Genomic DNA, 17,657 nt, shown 5'->3' on the forward strand with positions numbered 1-17,657 from the left:
TGCGATAGCCAAACCGGATGAAAGGATAATAAGTGTTTGCCCCAATTGTTTTAGAGGGCGCTGGGCTTATTTTTTTTATGTTTTGCCGCGTACTATTATTATGTGGTTACTTTCACTATTAGTGATGACAGGTCTACATGTATATTATTATAGTCTTGATGAAGTATTATCCTTAAGTAAGGATTATATAGATAATATATCTATGTCTGCATTAACTTATGGTCTTTTTGCACTTGCCGGTTTGATTATTGCCATAAAAGACAGTTTTAAAACCAAAGTGAAAATTGCTGAACAAATTTTTAACGCCTTAAATCTGCCAAAAATATCCAGAATAGATTTAAGAAAGTACACCAATAGAAAATGTTGGAAATTAAAATTTCAAGGTAAATGTACAGCAAATAATCAAAAACCAAGGCTCAGTTATAACATGAAAGCTGATGATAATAATCTTTTTTATTATTAACAAGAACAAAACCAAGATTATCAAGATATGAGTCTAAAAAATTTTTATAAAATTCAGAAGCAAATCATCGATCGCTCCTGGCGACATCCCCCCAAACCACCGGTTCTACCGTGTTTGGGGGATGAATTTACCAAGATTTGTGGAACGATAGAACGCATTGATATCGAGCAACAACAACAAGCGTTTGAAGTGGAATCGTATGAAAACATGAAAGAAATAATGGAAAGAACCGAGAGAGCTGCCAAGATAGGGGCCATCATTGGTGCCTTACGAGGGCAAGTTGGTTTGACCGGAATGGCAGATAATCAACCTATTTTACGAGATGCCAATTTTGTTAATGTGCAAATTGAAAATAAGATTTATTGTGGTTGGTTAGGTGATTGCCCATTTCGGGAAGGGGATAACGTTGAAGTGGTGGTGGAGTGGCAAAAGGATCATTACGAACTGTATGCGATAGCCAAACCGGATGAAAGGATAATAAGTGTTTGCCCCAATTGCTTTAGAGGGCGCTGGGCTTATTTTTTTTATGTTTTGTCGCGTACCATAATAATAGTATTGTTTGTATTATTGTTTTTTACATGTCTTGATGTCTATTCTTTTGGGCTCAATGAAGTATTATCATTAAGTAAAAGCTATTTAGATGACATAAGTGCCGTTGCAATGGCTTTTGGTAGTTTTGCATTTGTCGGATTAATTATTGCCATAAAAGACAGTTTTAAAACCAAAGTGAAAATTGCTGAACAAATTTTTAACGCCTTAAACCTGCCAAAAATATCCAGAATAGATTTAAGAAAGTACACCAATAGAAAATGTTGGAAATTAAAATTTCAAGGTAAATATACTGCAAATAATAATAAACCTAAAATTAACTATAGAATTAAAGTTTGTGATAATAATCTTTTTTATTATTAACAAGAACAAAACCAAGATTGCTAAGATATGAGTCTAAAAAATTTTTATAAAATTCAGAAGCAAATCATTGATCGCTCCTGGCGACATCCCCCCAAACCACCGGTTTTACCGTGTTTGGGGAATGAATTTACCAAGATTTGTGGAACGATAGAACGCATTGATATCGAGCAACAACAAGCGTTCGAGTTTAAAAACAGAAAATGCATTTTTTGATGAGAAATTTTGTGAAACACACGCATACTTTGATAGCTACCGCATAAATGGTCACGCAATAAAATCTGAAACTTTTTGCTCAATATGATCGGTGACACTCATTAATCACAATTGAGTCGTTCTTTTTGTCAAAAAGTTTCAGGTTAACACTACGTTTGAGTATGAAAATAGAAAATCTATCCCTTAATTTGAAACTTTGGCTAAGCTACCTTCACCTTGATAACAATAATTCTTGGTGTTATAGGCGATGAAGGCGGATTCACCTTTAGTCAGTGTTATAATTTCAAATTTAGAAGTTAAGGTAATATTGCCTTCAAGACAAAATAGTATTTGCGCACTAGTGACCTTTTCATTTCTTGCTTGATTATCACTGTCAATTATTTCAAATTTAAAATCATCAACCGGAACCGGAAAATCAATTTTATTTTGTCGAATAATAGGTGCAATGATTAACGCATCCAAACTAAGGCTATTAAAACTGGTATTTTTTAACAATTCATCGATATCCAAATGTTTATTGGTTAAACCTGCCCGCAATACATTATCCGAGCTTGCCATCACTTCAAGTCCAGTACCACACAAATAAGCATGGGGTGTTTGGGCAGATAAAAACATGGCTTGTGATGGTTGCAATTGAATTACATTTAAGATTAATGGCATGAATATCCCAATATCATTTGGGTAATCGTTGGCAAGGGTTTTTATTGTTAAATAGGGCTCGTTTGTAAACGGTTTTATACAATTTAACAATTGGTTTATCGCTTGATGTTTTCTTTCGGGTGATAATGTCAGCAATGCTTGGAAAAAGCATTTTAATTGTTGTTCATTGGCATGAATATGCAATTGCTCAAGTTCATTGCTTAATGTTGGAACGTTAACTTGGCTAAACAATGCCAAAATTTCTGTAATAGCGCGAAAAGAGCACATGGCTTTAAATGGCGTGAGAGCATAGATCAGCTCTGGTTTGTGGTTGGGATCTTTATAATTGCGTTTCGGATCATTTAAAGCAATGCCTAATTGATTCTCTTTTGCAAAACCTTGCTCGGCATTAAACTTGGTTGGGTGTACTTGTATTGATAATGCTTTATTCGCTGATAGCACTTTAAATAAATAGGGAAGATCGGAATATTTTTGAAAAGTTTTGGCACCTAACGTTGCTAACGGATGATTTTTGATAAGGTTATCAAGTCTGATTTTTTTATGCATTTTATCAATCGCTAATGAACAACCCTTTGGATGATCGCCCATCCAGATTTCAGCAATGAGTTTTTTTGTTGGATTGTCGATAGCAAACATTTTAGGAATATTATCAATACTTCCCCAATCGTAGTTTTTAACACTATTTTCAAGTTTCCATATAGTTTGGCGCATATATTTAATCCTCCAGTTTGTTCAGCACTGCCCAGAGTGTTTATACTTGGCGTAGGTTATAATACTCTTGATAATTGCAAATACATTTCGTAAAAACAAACCAATATATTGCAATAAACTGGTTTGTTTTAAAAGACGAAATAGGTTCGCTATGTCACACTTACGATGAATTAATAGAAATATTTAAATCTTACGCGCGCACCATATCGATCATCGCTATTGTCACCATGAGATTTATTTCGATCTAATAATGACCAATATGCACCTAAATAGATATTAAAATTATCCATATCCAATACATTATCAATTAAATAAGAAGCATTAACTGTGTGAATTTTATATTTACCCTTGTTATTGATATGCCCATCTTTAATTTTATTGTCTGAATTAAATTTCTTAATATTATTGTGAGCATAATAGTAGCCCAGCCCGACTTTCTCCCAGATGATATCTGAACCGATGGTCATATCATTTTCATCTTTGGCGTTCAGGTAAGCGAAGCTGGTATTGATTTTAAGTCCTTTGTTTTCTGCTCCCCAGTCCCCTTCACTGTTCCAAGAAAAGGTTACGCCGTAACCAGTTCGTTGAGATTGATCGCGAAATTTACCATTATTATCGTAATAACCATAAGCATTTTTTACAACATTGGTTTCAGCTGCAATGCCGGTTGAGAAATGATCATTTTTCCATGATAAAACTGGACGGACATAAACGACGTTTTTCTTTTTCTCAATATCATAACCGTGATAGGTCGATTTATTAAACATTTTTTCGCCGTTACTGACTAAGGCATTAACTTCTAAATTGAAATTATTGAAAAATGGCTTATTTAATTGAATACTTCCGCCATTTTTACTGCGACCTCGACCTTCTTTCATCATATAGATGTAGCCAAAACCATCTTCATAGATATCATTAGCTGTATTACCTGAATATTCAATAAAAGTATCTTGACCAAGAGGAAACATATCATAGGCCTCATAACGTCCGACTTTAATGCTCCATTCTTGTTTTTGTCCAAAATAAAAAGCCGCATCGTCCAAATTCATATCACCACCTAAATCAGCCAGTGGCTGTACTACAAAACCAGCAAAATTGTGATCCTTTATTTCGTGATAACCTTCTAACCCTATCAAAATTCGACCATTAATATCCCAGCGATCTTTATCAGCAGGTTTATTTTTTTTCTCGGCGCTTTCTTTTAAGGAGCTAAGTTGTTGTTTGCTGCTTGCGGCATCAACATTAATTTCAACATCACCATAGAGTTTAAGTTTTCCTTGTGGTGTATCCCACTCAATTGCAGCGTTAGCCATTGAACTCAACCCTATTAAAATGAATATCACGATTTTTTTCATAAAACTCTCCTCTCACCTATTTTGTATTATTTCATTGTGTTGTATGGTGTATGCGATACCGCTATGTTTGGTAATAATGGCAATAATTATTGGAATAAATATTGAAAAGATCATAAATGATATCGTTTACATTCATGATGTTATATGTTGATTGTCGTTTTTTAAACTTCCAGGATGTATTTATGTGACAGGGGTAACATTTTTAGGATGAATTTATCGTCAATTTCATTTTTTTGAGGCGATCGAAAATGTTCAAGTAAGATGAAGATGAGTCGAAGCTATATTTTACTAGTGATTAAGTATATAATGATGACCATATTCAATTAATTTAAGTTTAAGTTACATATTTATGAAATCTTCAATTATCAATAAGTTAGAAACATTGCAAGAACGTTATGAAGAAGTTCAAGCATTATTATCTGACCCTTCGGTAATCGCCGATCAAAATCGCTTTCGCACACTTTCTAAAGAATATGCACAATTAAATGATGTCGTGAAGTGTTTTACGAGCTGGAAGCAAACTCAAGAAAATATCGAAACGGCTAAAATGATGCTTTCCGATCCGGAAATGAGTGAAATGGCTCAAGAAGAATTGAATGAAGCATTAGGACAAGTCGAAGAACAAGAAAGGCAGTTGCAGGTGTTATTATTACCTAAAGATCCTAATGATGATTATAACTGTTTTGTTGAAGTACGTGCCGGAACCGGTGGGGATGAGGCGGCAATTTTTGCCGGTGACTTAGCCAGAATGTATACCCGCTATGCTGAATCACGCCGTTGGCGAGTTGAAATCATGAGTTCTAATGAAGGCGAACATGGTGGTTATAAAGAAGTGATCATGCTCATAAGTGGCGATGGTGTATACGGTAACTTAAAATTTGAATCAGGTGGTCATCGCGTTCAACGGGTTCCGGAAACAGAGTCTCAAGGTCGTATTCATACTTCCGCTTGTACTGTTGCTGTTTTACCTGAAATCCCTGAGGCAGAAATGCCTGAAATCAATCCAGCGGATTTAAAAATCGATACGTATCGTTCATCGGGTGCGGGCGGGCAACACGTTAATACTACCGATTCTGCTATCCGTATTACTCACATTCCAACCGGCATTGTTGTTGAGTGTCAAGACGAACGTTCACAACATAAAAACAAAGCTAAAGCCATGTCAGTATTGGCGGCGCGCATTCAGGATGCTGAAATACGTAAACGTCAGCAAGAAGAAGCGTCAACTCGACGTAATCTTTTAGGTTCAGGCGATCGCTCAGATAGAATCCGAACCTATAACTATCCACAAGGTCGAGTGACCGATCACCGAATCAACCTGACCATTTATCGCTTAGATGAAGTCATGGAAGGTAAACTAGAAATGTTAATCGATCCAATTGTACAAGAATATCAAGCAGACCAACTTGCAGCTTTATCGGAACAAGATGAATGACCTATTTAGAATGGCTTAAGGGCGCTTCCCAAACGCTGACTGATAGTGAAAGCCCTAAGCGTGATGCCGAAATTTTATTAAGTTTTGTCACACATAAAACACGCACATTTTTGATGGCATTTAGCGAAACCGAATTAACTGAAGATGAGCTCATTGCTTTAGAGAGAAATTTAAAACGTCGTCAAACGGGCGAGCCAATCGCTTATATCACGGGTGAAAAAGAATTTTGGTCTTTGAAGTTTAATGTGTCTAACGCAACATTAATTCCGCGACCGGATACTGAAAAATTAGTTGAACTCAGTTTAGACTATTTACCTAAAGTACCGTGTGAAGTTTTAGATCTCGGTACCGGTACGGGGGCGATAGCGATTGCTATGGCAACCGAACGCCCTGATTGCTTATTTACAGGCGTTGAAAAAAATAATGACGCTTTAATTTTGGCTCAAAAAAATGCTGACCAAATTGGGGTTAACAATGTCTATTTTTTAAAAGGTGATTGGTATAAACCGATAAAAAGCCGTAAATTTTCAATGATAACCAGTAATCCACCTTATATTGAACCCACAGATATTCATTTATCGCAAGGGGATGTTCGATTCGAACCCAAAAGTGCTTTGGTTTCTGAAGATGACGGTTTAGCTGACATTAGATTGATTGTTCAAGGTGCCACAAAACATTTAATTCAATACGGCTGGCTACTTATCGAACATGGTTGGAAACAAGGTGAAGCGGTACAGACCATTTTCAAACAACACGGATTTCAATTAGTTGAAACCTTTACCGACTATAGTGGCAATGATAGGGTCACGATCGGTCGCTGGTTTAAACCTTAACAAGGATAATTTTATGATGAATCAAAAAAAAGTAAATGTCGGTGATATTACCGTAGCCAATGATCTACCGTTTGTATTATTTGGTGGTATGAACGTACTTGAATCACGTGATTTGGCTATGAAGATTTGTGAACATTATGTCACTGTAACTGATAAACTCAATATTCCTTATATTTTCAAAGCATCTTTTGATAAAGCCAATCGCTCATCAATCCATTCTTATCGTGGACCTGGTTTAGAAGAAGGCCTAAAAATCTTCCAGGAGCTTAAACAGCAGTTTGGCATCAAAATCATTACCGATGTCCATACTCAAGAGCAGTGTCAACCAGTCGCTGATGTGGTCGATGTGATTCAGTTACCAGCCTTTTTAGCCAGACAAACTGATTTGGTTGTTGCAATGGCAAAAACAGGTGCGGTAATTAATGTTAAAAAACCGCAATTTGTTAGCCCTGGTCAAATGGGTAATATTGTTGAAAAATTTGAAGAAGCGGGTAACAATAAAGTGATTCTTTGTGACCGAGGTAGTTGTTTTGGCTATGATAATTTGGTCGTTGATATGTTAGGTTTTAATATTATGAAAAAAGCCAGCAAAGGATCCCCAGTAATTTTTGATGTTACTCACGCTCTTCAATGTCGTGACCCTATGGGGGCTGCATCCGGTGGACGCCGAGGTCAAGTCACTGAACTTGCTCGTTCAGGCATGGCAGTCGGTATAGCGGGATTATTTTTAGAATCCCACCCAGATCCAAGTCACGCAAAATGTGACGGTCCGTCAGCATTACCATTAGCGAAATTGGAACCTTTCTTAAAACAGATGAAAGCGATTGATGAGTTAGTAAAAAGTTTTGAAGAAATTGATACTGAAAATTAGTTTAACGCTGTATTGAAATTCAATATTAATGATAAGAGAAATGCTGGGCATTTCTCTTTTTTTAGCCTCTATACTGACTTGTCATAACCAAAATGATACTGCTAATTTAGCTCAGCATAATAAAAGCAATGATTTACATAACCTCTTTTATCTTTTCTATTTTATTATTTTTTTAAATAAAAAAAGTAAACATTTCCCCAAATGAAATCATTCAAAGTGAAATCTTTTTAGTGACTAGGATCACGAATTTAAATTATTTAATTTGCTAACTAAAATATGTTTATGCATTATAAAAAATAGCTGTTTAGCCTCTTTTTTGGTTTTACTGAGTTTTTCAAGGTGTTAATAAAAGTTTTTAAAATGAAAACGGATTTTATTTTGTGCTTAATAACGAGGTGGTCTAATGAAGAACGGCTGTTTAAATTACACAGTATTGATTTAAGGAAATAAATTATGAATAACTATAATGCATTAAACATTCCTCGTTCGCTGAGTTATTTGACAAAACTCATACTTTCTTTAACCGTGTTAACCAGCATTACACCGCTTTATGCTACTTATGCAAATAATTTTGTTGATGATTCGTCACTTACAGGTAATGTATTTTTCTGGAATCGTGATCGTGAAAGAAAAAATGTCGATGAACATAAATATGAAAAAAATCTTAGACATTCCTCTTTTAACACAAATTTGGATTTTAAATCGGGGTATATGGCTGATCGATTTGCAATTGAGTTAGGTGGTTACGGTGCTTGGGAAGTCAGTAACGGTGGCAATGGACATCCTAATGAAATCGGTTTTAGTGGCGCCAATACCCGATGGGATGAGGATTGGAAGAAAGATGTCAGTGGGCTGAGTTTTTATAAAGCGTTAGTGAATTTTAAAATCGACGACAAATTTTGGCTTAGAGCAGGGTATATTCAACCTTCAGGTCAAACATTACTGGCGCCACACTGGAGTTTATTACCCGGTACTTATCGAGGTGTGGAATTTGGTACTTTGCTTGATTTCGATGAAGCCGGTGTTTTATCCATGTCGTATATGTGGACTGATAAATACAAAGCGCCTTGGTATAAGCGACTTTATGAATTTAAACAATGGGGAAAAGGGAAAAAAATTGATTACCTCCATTCTGCTGGTTTGAAGTATGACTTTAAAAACCATTTAGTGGTAGAAAGTGCTTTTGGTCAAGCACAAAATTATATGAACCAATTTTTTGGTAAAGCCTCATATAAAACCGATATATTCAATAATCCACTTACGATGAGTTATCAATTTTATGGCGCTAAAGATCAGTCACATAAAGGAAAAAATGTTTATGATGGCTTGGCGTGGTTACAAGCAGCTACTTTAGGTTATCAAATGGGGCCGGTTGGTCTACGACTTGAAGGTGTGGTTGTTAAAGCTGAAGGTGAACAAGGGTTCTTTCTACAGCGAATGACACCGGATTATGCTTCTTCAAATGGTCGATTAGATGTGTGGTGGAATTCACGTTCTGACTTTAATGCCAATGGTGAGAAGGCGATATTTGCTGAAGTCACTTATGATTTAGGCGATCTATCCAATTCTTTAACTGGTTGGAAAACAGGCGTTTCTTATGCTTATGGTTGGGATGCGAAACCGAGCACAGACAAACAATTTAATCAGAAGAAACGTTTAATTGAATCAGCTTACAATTTTGATTTAGGTTATACCGTACAAAATGGTTGGATAAAAGATACGTCTTTACAACTTCATTATACCAAATATAACAATCATACCAATATCCCAAGCTGGGGGGGCGGATATGGCAATATCTTCCAAGACGAACACGATATCAAATTTATTGTTACTGTCCCTTTCACCATTTTCAATGCTAAACAAAAATAGGTAATTGTCATGATAAAATTTAAATCAGCTATTATTGCTACATCGATAGCATCATTATTCAGTATGGGAGCTGCACAATCAGTTAGCGCTTCACAAAAAATTGTGGATACCATGAGTTCACAATTGCGACTAAATTATCATATAGTTGATAATAATGCTGTCAATCATGGTGTAGATTGTGCTGCATTGGGGGCAGATTGGGCATCTTGTAACAAAGTAACTTTAACGCTTAAAAATACGGGTTCTGCGATAACTGACAAAGATTGGGCAATCTATTTTCACAATATTCGCATGATATTAGCCGTCAATCATGATCAATTTAAAATTACCCATATAACAGGTGATTTGCATAAGCTTGAACCTACTAAAAAATTCAAAGGAATTCCCGAGAAAGCTATTGTGAAAATACCCATCATTGGGGAATATTGGCAAATCAGTGAAAGTGATGTGATGCCTAGATGGTATGTCACCTCATCAAATGCTGAACCCAAAATGATTGTTAATACGGATACCGATTCCGATAATCTATCGGCATTTGTTGAACCTTTAGGCAAACAATGGAAAATATCCCCCAATGATCATAATATTTTAATGACGCCTGAAAATCGTTATCAACATAACAAAGAGATGCAACTTATTAATGCCGACTTGTTAAAAGGGCAGATTTTGCCGACCCCATCCAAACTTACTGTTGGTAAGGAAATGGTTACACTCAATGAAAATGGCGTTAATTTAGTTCTTAATGGCTTAGCAAAAGAGAGCGAAGCGGTATTAAATGAACATTTTAAAATATTAAACATCCCTGTTAGTCCTAAAGGCTTTAACATTAAGGCTTCAATTGATAAAAGTGCATTTGAAAAAGGCGTAAAAGGGAGTTATAAGTTAGATATCACTCCTGAAGGGGCCACCATTTTAGCTTTTGACCAAAGTGGCATTTTTTATGGCGTAGAATCGATATTATCTGTATTACATGCCGATAATCCTCATGTTATTCCTGTACTTTCAGCTGAAGATGCCCCGCGTTTTGAATATCGAGGAATGATGTTAGATACCGGTCGAAATTTCAAAAGTAAAGAAGCGGTATTACAGCTACTTGATACGATGTCAAAATATAAAATGAATAAATTTCATTTCCATTTGAGTGATGATGAAGGTTGGCGAATTGAAATTCCAGGTTTACCTGAACTCACCAATTTTGGTAGTAAACGCTGTCATGATTTGAGTGAGAAAAAGTGCTTATTGCCACAACTTGGATCGGGTCCAAATAGCAATAATAGCGGCAGTGGATACTTTACTCGAGCTGATTATATTGAGATAGTAAAATACGCAAAAGCTCGATTTATTGAAGTCATCCCAGAAATCGATATGCCCGCTCATGCTAGAGCCGCTATTAAATCGATGGAAGTGAGATATCAACACCTAATGGATAAAGGACAAGAACAACAAGCTAACGAATATCGATTAATTGATCCAACCGATACATCCAATACAACAACGGTACAATTTTATAATCGACAAAGTTATCTCAACCCATGTTTGGAGTCTTCAAAAAAATTTGTTAATAAAGTCATTAGTGAAATCGCTAAAATGCATGTTGAAGCTGAACAACCTATTACAACCTGGCATTTTGGTGGTGATGAAGCAAAAAACATTCATTTCGGTAATGGCTACCAAGATATCAACGCCGCTCAAAAAGAGGATGGTAAAGGGTTAATCGATCAAAGTGTTGAAGATCACCCATGGGCAAAATCACAAGCTTGCCAAACCTTTGTCAAAACTGGCGTAGTTGAGAATTTTGAACATTTACCAAGCTATTTTGCCGTCGAAGTAAGTAAAATCATTAAAAAAAATGGGATTAATCGCATGCAAGTTTGGCAAGATGGTGTAAAATTTGCTACCGATGCCAACGCTTTTGCCACTGATGAAGTGATTGTCAATTTCTGGGATAACTTATATTGGGGCGGGTATGATTCAGTGAATGAATTTGCCAATAAGGGCTATAAAGTTATTGTGTCTAATCCTGATTATGTCTATTTAGATATGCCTTACGAAGTTAATCCAAAAGAAAGCGGTTATTATTGGGCTGCTCGATTTAATGACGAACGCAAAATCTTCAGTTTTGCGCCAGATAACTTGCCACAGAATGCTGAAACTTCTTTTGATCGTAACGGGGATGCTTTTGCAGCGAAAGGTACAATGGATTGGCCAGGTGCATATGGATTATCAGCTCAAATATGGACTGAAAATATTCGTACAGATGAGAAAATGGCGTATATGACCTATCCTCGATTACTCAGTGTTGCAGAACGCGCATGGCATAAAGCCGATTGGGAAACAAATTATCAAAAAGATCGCCAATTCCAACTAGGTGAAACCCATTATGTTGATCAGCAGAAACTTTTTGATGATTGGAACCAATTTGCCAATTTATTAGGACAACGAGAATTAGCTAAATTAGATGCGGCTTTGGTTGATTATCGTCTACCTATCCCTGGAGCAAAAATTGAAAATGGTAAATTGATGGCAAATATTGTTTTCCCTGGTTTAAGTATTGAATATTCAATTGATAAAGGCGATCAATGGTTACGTTATCGAGGTCCCACTTCCATTAAGAAAGGGGAAAGTGTCTTTATTCGTAGTGTATCGCCAAATCAACAAAGGACAAGTCGCATTGAAATTGTGAAATAAATTCCTATCACTCACTATTCTTATCCGTCATTTAGCGGATAAGAATAAAAGTGAAAAGAAGAAAAGTCCAAAAGAGGTAAATAGCTTCGAAACAATAAATAGGTTAAATAATATCATTAATCGTATTAATGAAGCGTTTCGAGATTATCATCTTCATGAAAATCATCGCTGCCATCTTCAAAATAAGTTCCCCAACCATCATAGTTGACACCGAATTGATATGTTAATGTGATTATTTCTGCTATTTGGGCATTAATTGATTCTGCATTAAGTGGACTTTCAGCAACAATATCAAAACCGATAACAACGTTGCCCACCTCGTCTACGTCTTCGTCAGGATCGGTAGCTTCATAACCTAATTTATAGGCTTCTACAGCGACTTTTTCAAGCTGATCAAAATTTTGGGATGAAATATGATGTTCAATAATATAAAGCGCATGAGGATCGCTACCATCTTCTAACAGTTCTTCAATAATCGCGTTGGTATCTTGTTGGGCAAGCATAATTTGATCTTTCATAATTTACCTTTTAGTGGTCATGCAATTTGTGTGGTATATTACACGTTTAAAAATAATTTTCGAGAAAAAAAGTGATCGTTGATTTACATTCGCATACAACTGCGTCAGACGGCACATTGACACCCAGTGAACTGGTCAAAAGAGCGGCTGATAATCATATCAGTATGTTAGCCATTACCGATCACGATACTATCAAAGGTCTATTAGAAGCCAAAAATACGATAGAACGTGAAAGTTTACCCGTTAAATTAATTTATGGTGTTGAAGTATCAACAATATGGAAGAATAATGAAATTCATATTGTTGGATTGAATGTCGATATTGAAAACTCATTGTTACTTGACTTGCTATCCACCCAAGAACAAAAGCGAATTGATAGAGCAATTTGCATTGACCAAAAATTAGCGAAAGTCAGTATTAATAATGCGTATCAACAAGCACAACAATTTTCGAAAGGTGATATTGTATCACGAGCTCACTTCGCACGTTTTTTAGTTGCTCATGGTCATGCTAAAGATATTAAACACGCCTTTAAAAAATATTTAGGCAAAAGTGGTTATGCCTATGTGCCTGCAAAATATTGTAGTATTGTTCAAGCGGTGCATGCCATTCATGCAGCAGGTGGGCAAGCAGTACTTGCTCATCCTAGCCGTTATGATTTAACGTTAACAAAATTAAAAACATTGATTGCTGAATTTAAAGAATATGGCGGTAATGCCATGGAAGTATCACAAAGCAGACAAACGCAAGATGATTTACAACGATTGGCGAAATTAGCTAATGAATTTGGATTATTGGCATCACAAGGTTCCGATTTTCACGATCTGGTTAATTATCTTGATTTAGGTAAAACCACCCCTTTACCTGCCAGTGTGACACCTATCTGGCATGATTGGAATGACGATATTAAACATAACATTTAACGATAACACGAATAATAGAAGAAAACTATGAGCCAAACTTTTTATATTCATCCAGATAATCCACAAACAAGATTATTAGATCAAGTTGTCAAAATTTTAAATGATGGAGGCGTCATTGCCTTTCCGACAGATTCAGGTTATTCACTAGGCTGCTTGCTGGATAACAAGTATGGTGTGGATCGGATTTGCCAAATTCGCCAGCTTGATAAATATCATAACTTCACCTTAATGTGTCGTGATCTTTCTGAACTTTCATCTTATGCATTTGTTGATAACACAACTTTTCGACTATTAAAAAATAATACTCCCGGTAAATATGTTTTTATTTTACCAGCCAGCAAAGAAGTTCCGCGCCGATTAATGAATGAAAAACGTAAAACCATTGGTTTGCGTATTCCTGATAATAAAATTGATTTAGCATTGCTGGAATTATTGGGACAACCATTAATGACAACCACATTAATTTTACCTAATGAGGATGAAGCACAGTCTGATCCTGAAGAGATCGAAGATAAAATTGGTCATCAGCTTGATGCCATTGTGCATGGTGGATACATTGGTGCGCAACCGACAACCGTTATCGATTTAACCCATGACTATCCCGATATTATTCGTCAAGGCAGTGGTGATATCAGCCCATTTATTTAAAATGAGAGAGCAATATCCTGACCAATCAACCGATTATGTTAATAGGTTTAACGGATAGGTATAGTATTTATCCAATTTTATATCGTTTATGAACAATTTCGTGTTATTTCCTAATTTGATTATGTAAACAGTGATATTGCCGATTTTATTTTTTAAATATTTCTATGACTATAAACAATTAATCGGCATAATTTTTATTATCCTATTGTTTTTTTGGGGGAACAAAAAGCATAAAAAGCGCGTTGTTTACTTCATTGCCAGAATCAAATGGTAATGCTTTTTATTGAGTGAACAAGTAAACGTTCTTTATCATTTTAAGTATGCTACAATGTCTGACTTTAATGCGCTTTGAGCTCCTACCGTTTTAGGCGCTTTTGGGGACTTTATTGAGTCTGATTGGATTTTGTGGACTTATTATTCTAAACAATTTGAAGAAAATAATACTACATGATTAAACCGCAAACAGCTTAGTTTCAAAAATAAAAAACTTCAGAAAATAGACGTCACTAAAAGATCCAAGTAATAATATGAAGAATTTATTTTTATTGTTTGTTAAAAATTGAGAAACTTACGATTTAACCTACAATATTTACTGACTATATCAAAGAATCATATCGATTTTGATATAAGTTTTCACTAAAAGTTAAACAAATATGATACCTGTGAAGGTAGCGAGAACTGGTTATGAAAAATATTAAAGACAATACTGAAAAATTACAGAAAGTATTAGCAAATTTAGGCAATGGTTCACGTCGTGAGATTGAAGCCATGATAGCAGCAGGGAAGATCAGCGTTGATGGTAAAATCGCTAATTTAGGCGATCGTGTTGATGTTAGCGCTAACCCTAAAATTCGTATCAATGGGCATTTAGTTCAACTTAGAAGTAAAGAAAAAGAAGTCTGCCGAGTCCTGGCTTATTATAAACCTGAGGGGGAAATTTGTTCGCGTAACGATCCTCAAGGTCGTGCGACGGTATTTGAACGATTACCTCGTTTAAAAAATGCTCGTTGGATCAATATTGGTCGTTTGGATATCAATACTTCTGGCCTGTTATTATTTACCACAGATGGTGAGCTTGCTAACCGATTAATGCATCCAAGACATGAAATCGAACGTGAATATGCGGTGCGAGTATTTGGTCATATTACCGATCAGCAAATTCATCAATTACGTAAAGGTGTTCAGCTTGAAGACGGTCCCGCCTCATTTAAGTCAATTAAAGCTCAGGGTGGTGACGGACTCAACCAATGGTTTAATGTTGTTATAACCGAAGGTCGTAATCGAGAAGTACGCAGAATGTGGGAAGCGATCGAGGTACAAGTCAGCCGTTTACTACGTATTCGTTATGGTAATATTAATTTACCAAAAGGATTATCGCGTGGTACATGGATGGAGCTCGGCATTGATTCTGTTAACTATTTACGTGAGCTTGTCGGCTTACCGGCAGAAGTGAAAAGTTTTACTAAAACTGCTACCTCATCGGACAAAAAAATTGTTAGACCAAAGCGTGTTAAATTGAATAATTTTTCCAAACCACCACGCCGTGCTACGGCTAAAAAACCTACTCGAAAATAGTGTTATCTATCACCTCAATACATAATTGGTATTGAGGTAGACACCCAATGAAAATAGCGATTAATGTTAAAAATGTTATTTTTCAATTTTCTATCAATGAGTTGGAAAATAAAGTGATAACAATAAACAAGCAATTGAACCTGATAAGAAGCATCTTGAGGTTCGTAATGGACAATTTAGTCTTTGTTTCCTGAGTGAATTGCATCATTACGCAAATATCTTAAAATCTTAATTCTACCGATCGTTATCTTAAAATATGGCTCATTCAATAATGAAAAATGCACTTTGCTTTGATTTGTTCATAACTGTATAAATTGGATTAAAGCTGCGGAGAATGCAGAATAAAAGTAATAAATCGTGTAGACAAGTTATGGTGGGATAGTAAGCACTTATTCTATTTTCTTGTATCAGTTTGTAAGCCGCTTCATCCGTTATTGCATAATTATTTATCGAATCATGATGTTGAGTAGAGTGAAGTTGTTTTTATCTTATTATTGCATCTAGTGTATAAGTGATAACCTGCTTAATGCAGGAATCCAATGTTTAGAAAAAGGCTTTTTAAAATAAGATGATCATGAGAAAAATCTCACCATGGTTTAATTATTGTAGGTGAGATTCTTATTTATATCAGTTGGTTTATTATTCCAGTCCTAACACCATTCGTCCATTTCTGGTGGCAACATTTACAACATTATCCAGATCGGTATAACGGCAGCCAGTAACAAGCAGTTTTAGTTCTTCCCACATATTACCTGTTGAAAATGGCAACATATAATCGCTAATATTGTCGGTACCAATGGCAACAGGAATTCCTGCTTCGGCAAGTTCGTCAACAGGTGTGAGAGAGTTACGGGTTGGACCTTGTTCTTCACGGCGAGGACTATCAATCCATGCAAATGGACAAGCAATAACCATCATTTTTGCTTCTTTCATTTTTTGATACAGTTTTTGACGATATTCTAAGCTGTGCGCTGTGATTGAAATACTGTGAATGGCAACAACACGACCATGCATGCCATGTTCTAAGGTTTTATCCGTAAGCTGTTCGGTTTCGATTTCGTCCGATGAATTAAATTGATCTACGTGGACATGCACCATTTTTCCCATTGATTTGCCTGTTTGCATGAGCACATCAAGATGCTTTAATCCCATTGCTTTACCATGATCACGTTCATCTCGGCGAGGCAATCCTCCTATAATATCAACCAAATCGGCACCTTTATCAAACCAATAGCGAGCTTCTTTATCAATGACGCCTTTAAGAGTTTGATTGACCAATTTAATGATAATGTCGTCTTTGTATGTTTCACGAGCTCGAATTGCTCCTCTAATAGCACGCTCTTCAGCAATTGGGTCAATATCCACAAATGACCCCATAGCTGTCACACCTTGTTCAATCATACGCTCAACGGCCATACTAAAATGACGATAGTAATCCTCTTCGCTCATTGATGCTTTGACTTTATCTAAGGTATCCCACTTTTCAATTAAGCTCTGTTTTTGATACACATCAAAGCTATCTACCGTTATGGTAAAAGCACGATCAGCATGCATATGTGAATTTACCCAACCGCCATTTTGCTTAATTTTGTTCATCAAATATGCTTTTAAACTTTGATCTCGATTGGTTGATAACATTTTTTTATTATCGGTCATAATGTGCCTCTATAATTCAATTTTTTTTGGGGATGTAAGGAAAATGGTGGATAAAAAAATCCTCCATGAAGGAGGATTAAAAACATCAACAACTGTGGATGAAAATATTGTTGATTTAAATTTAACATATCAAGCTAACCTAGTTTGTTTTTTAAAACAGTTAGGATTCTAACCGAATCGAAGTGAATAGCAAGCCTAAAATTTTAGAAAATATATAAATAAATGAAATGGTTAAAGTATTATTTTTTAGATATTATCATCAGTATTAAAATAATATCAGGTGGGGTTTTTATAGGTTATCCTATTATAAATATTTAACTTTTTGTT

The 17,657-nt window shown here is 35.7% G+C and carries 14 protein-coding genes; 10 read left to right on the forward strand and 4 right to left on the reverse strand.

Annotated features, from left to right (window positions below):
* Window positions 1-463: hypothetical protein (locus tag J3U19_RS07220; protein WP_267341419.1), on the forward strand; the 463-nt coding region annotated here is incomplete at its 5' end.
* Window positions 464-490: 27 nt separating this feature from the next.
* A complete protein-coding gene (locus tag J3U19_RS07225; RefSeq protein WP_267341417.1) occupies window positions 491-1,375 on the forward strand; it encodes a putative type VI secretion system effector in 885 nt (294 codons plus the stop codon).
* A 396-nt stretch (window positions 1,376-1,771) separates the two neighbouring features.
* On the opposite strand, the gene manA is transcribed toward J3U19_RS07225, so the two are convergent.
* Together manA and J3U19_RS07235 are read right to left on the reverse strand one after the other, a co-directional pair.
* Window positions 1,772-2,959 carry a mannose-6-phosphate isomerase, class I gene (manA, locus tag J3U19_RS07230; protein WP_267341416.1) on the reverse strand — a complete coding sequence of 396 codons (1,188 nt, stop codon included), beginning with the start codon at window positions 2,957-2,959 and terminating at the stop codon, window positions 1,772-1,774.
* Between the two features lie 170 nt (window positions 2,960-3,129).
* Window positions 3,130-4,314, reverse strand: coding sequence for a carbohydrate porin (locus tag J3U19_RS07235; RefSeq protein WP_267341415.1), 1,185 nt, complete (start codon window positions 4,312-4,314; stop codon window positions 3,130-3,132).
* Between the two features lie 349 nt (window positions 4,315-4,663).
* Between J3U19_RS07235 and prfA the strand changes: the two genes are divergently transcribed.
* From prfA to J3U19_RS07260, 5 genes are all read left to right on the forward strand, one after another.
* Window positions 4,664-5,749, forward strand: a complete 1,086-nt coding sequence (prfA, locus tag J3U19_RS07240) for a peptide chain release factor 1 (RefSeq protein WP_267341414.1) — start codon at window positions 4,664-4,666, stop codon at window positions 5,747-5,749.
* Complete coding sequence (gene prmC / locus J3U19_RS07245; RefSeq protein ID WP_267341413.1) at window positions 5,746-6,582, forward strand: peptide chain release factor N(5)-glutamine methyltransferase; 837 nt, start codon at window positions 5,746-5,748, stop codon at window positions 6,580-6,582. The genes prfA and prmC overlap by 4 nt, the downstream gene beginning before the upstream one ends.
* A 16-nt stretch (window positions 6,583-6,598) precedes the next feature.
* A complete protein-coding gene (kdsA, locus tag J3U19_RS07250; protein ID WP_324123793.1) occupies window positions 6,599-7,453 on the forward strand; it encodes a 3-deoxy-8-phosphooctulonate synthase in 855 nt (284 codons plus the stop codon).
* A gap of 453 nt (window positions 7,454-7,906) precedes the next feature.
* Window positions 7,907-9,322 carry an OprD family outer membrane porin gene (locus J3U19_RS07255; protein WP_267341411.1) on the forward strand — a complete coding sequence of 472 codons (1,416 nt, stop codon included), beginning with the start codon at window positions 7,907-7,909 and terminating at the stop codon, window positions 9,320-9,322.
* Between the two features lie 9 nt (window positions 9,323-9,331).
* The gene (locus J3U19_RS07260; protein WP_267345883.1) at window positions 9,332-12,010 is read left to right on the forward strand and encodes a beta-N-acetylhexosaminidase; all 2,679 of its coding nucleotides are present in this window, start codon (window positions 9,332-9,334) and stop codon (window positions 12,008-12,010) included.
* Window positions 12,011-12,135: 125 nt separating this feature from the next.
* Here the strand turns inward: J3U19_RS07260 and rraB are convergent, their stop codons facing one another.
* Entirely contained in the window at window positions 12,136-12,528 is a 393-nt protein-coding gene (gene rraB / locus J3U19_RS07265) for a ribonuclease E inhibitor RraB (protein WP_267341409.1), read from the reverse strand.
* A 71-nt stretch (window positions 12,529-12,599) separates the two neighbouring features.
* On the opposite strand from rraB, the gene rnm reads away from it, so the two are divergent.
* The 3 genes from rnm (at window position 12,600) to rluB (ending at window position 15,674) form a co-directional block, all read left to right on the forward strand.
* Window positions 12,600-13,451 carry an RNase RNM gene (gene rnm / locus J3U19_RS07270; protein WP_267345884.1) on the forward strand — a complete coding sequence of 284 codons (852 nt, stop codon included), beginning with the start codon at window positions 12,600-12,602 and terminating at the stop codon, window positions 13,449-13,451.
* A 27-nt stretch (window positions 13,452-13,478) separates the two neighbouring features.
* Complete coding sequence (locus tag J3U19_RS07275) at window positions 13,479-14,099, forward strand: L-threonylcarbamoyladenylate synthase (protein ID WP_267341406.1); 621 nt, start codon at window positions 13,479-13,481, stop codon at window positions 14,097-14,099.
* A 684-nt stretch (window positions 14,100-14,783) separates the two neighbouring features.
* Window positions 14,784-15,674, forward strand: a complete 891-nt coding sequence (gene rluB / locus J3U19_RS07280; protein WP_267341405.1) for a 23S rRNA pseudouridine(2605) synthase RluB — start codon at window positions 14,784-14,786, stop codon at window positions 15,672-15,674.
* Between the two features lie 639 nt (window positions 15,675-16,313).
* On the opposite strand, the gene J3U19_RS07285 is transcribed toward rluB, so the two are convergent.
* Window positions 16,314-17,330 carry an amidohydrolase family protein gene (locus J3U19_RS07285; RefSeq protein ID WP_267341404.1) on the reverse strand — a complete coding sequence of 339 codons (1,017 nt, stop codon included), beginning with the start codon at window positions 17,328-17,330 and terminating at the stop codon, window positions 16,314-16,316.
* Window positions 17,331-17,657 lie beyond the last annotated feature (327 nt).

Origin of the sequence: Gilliamella sp. B2828 (assembly GCF_026537125.1) — a bacterium.
In the GTDB taxonomy this organism is placed as follows: Bacteria; Pseudomonadota; Gammaproteobacteria; order Enterobacterales; family Orbaceae; genus Gilliamella.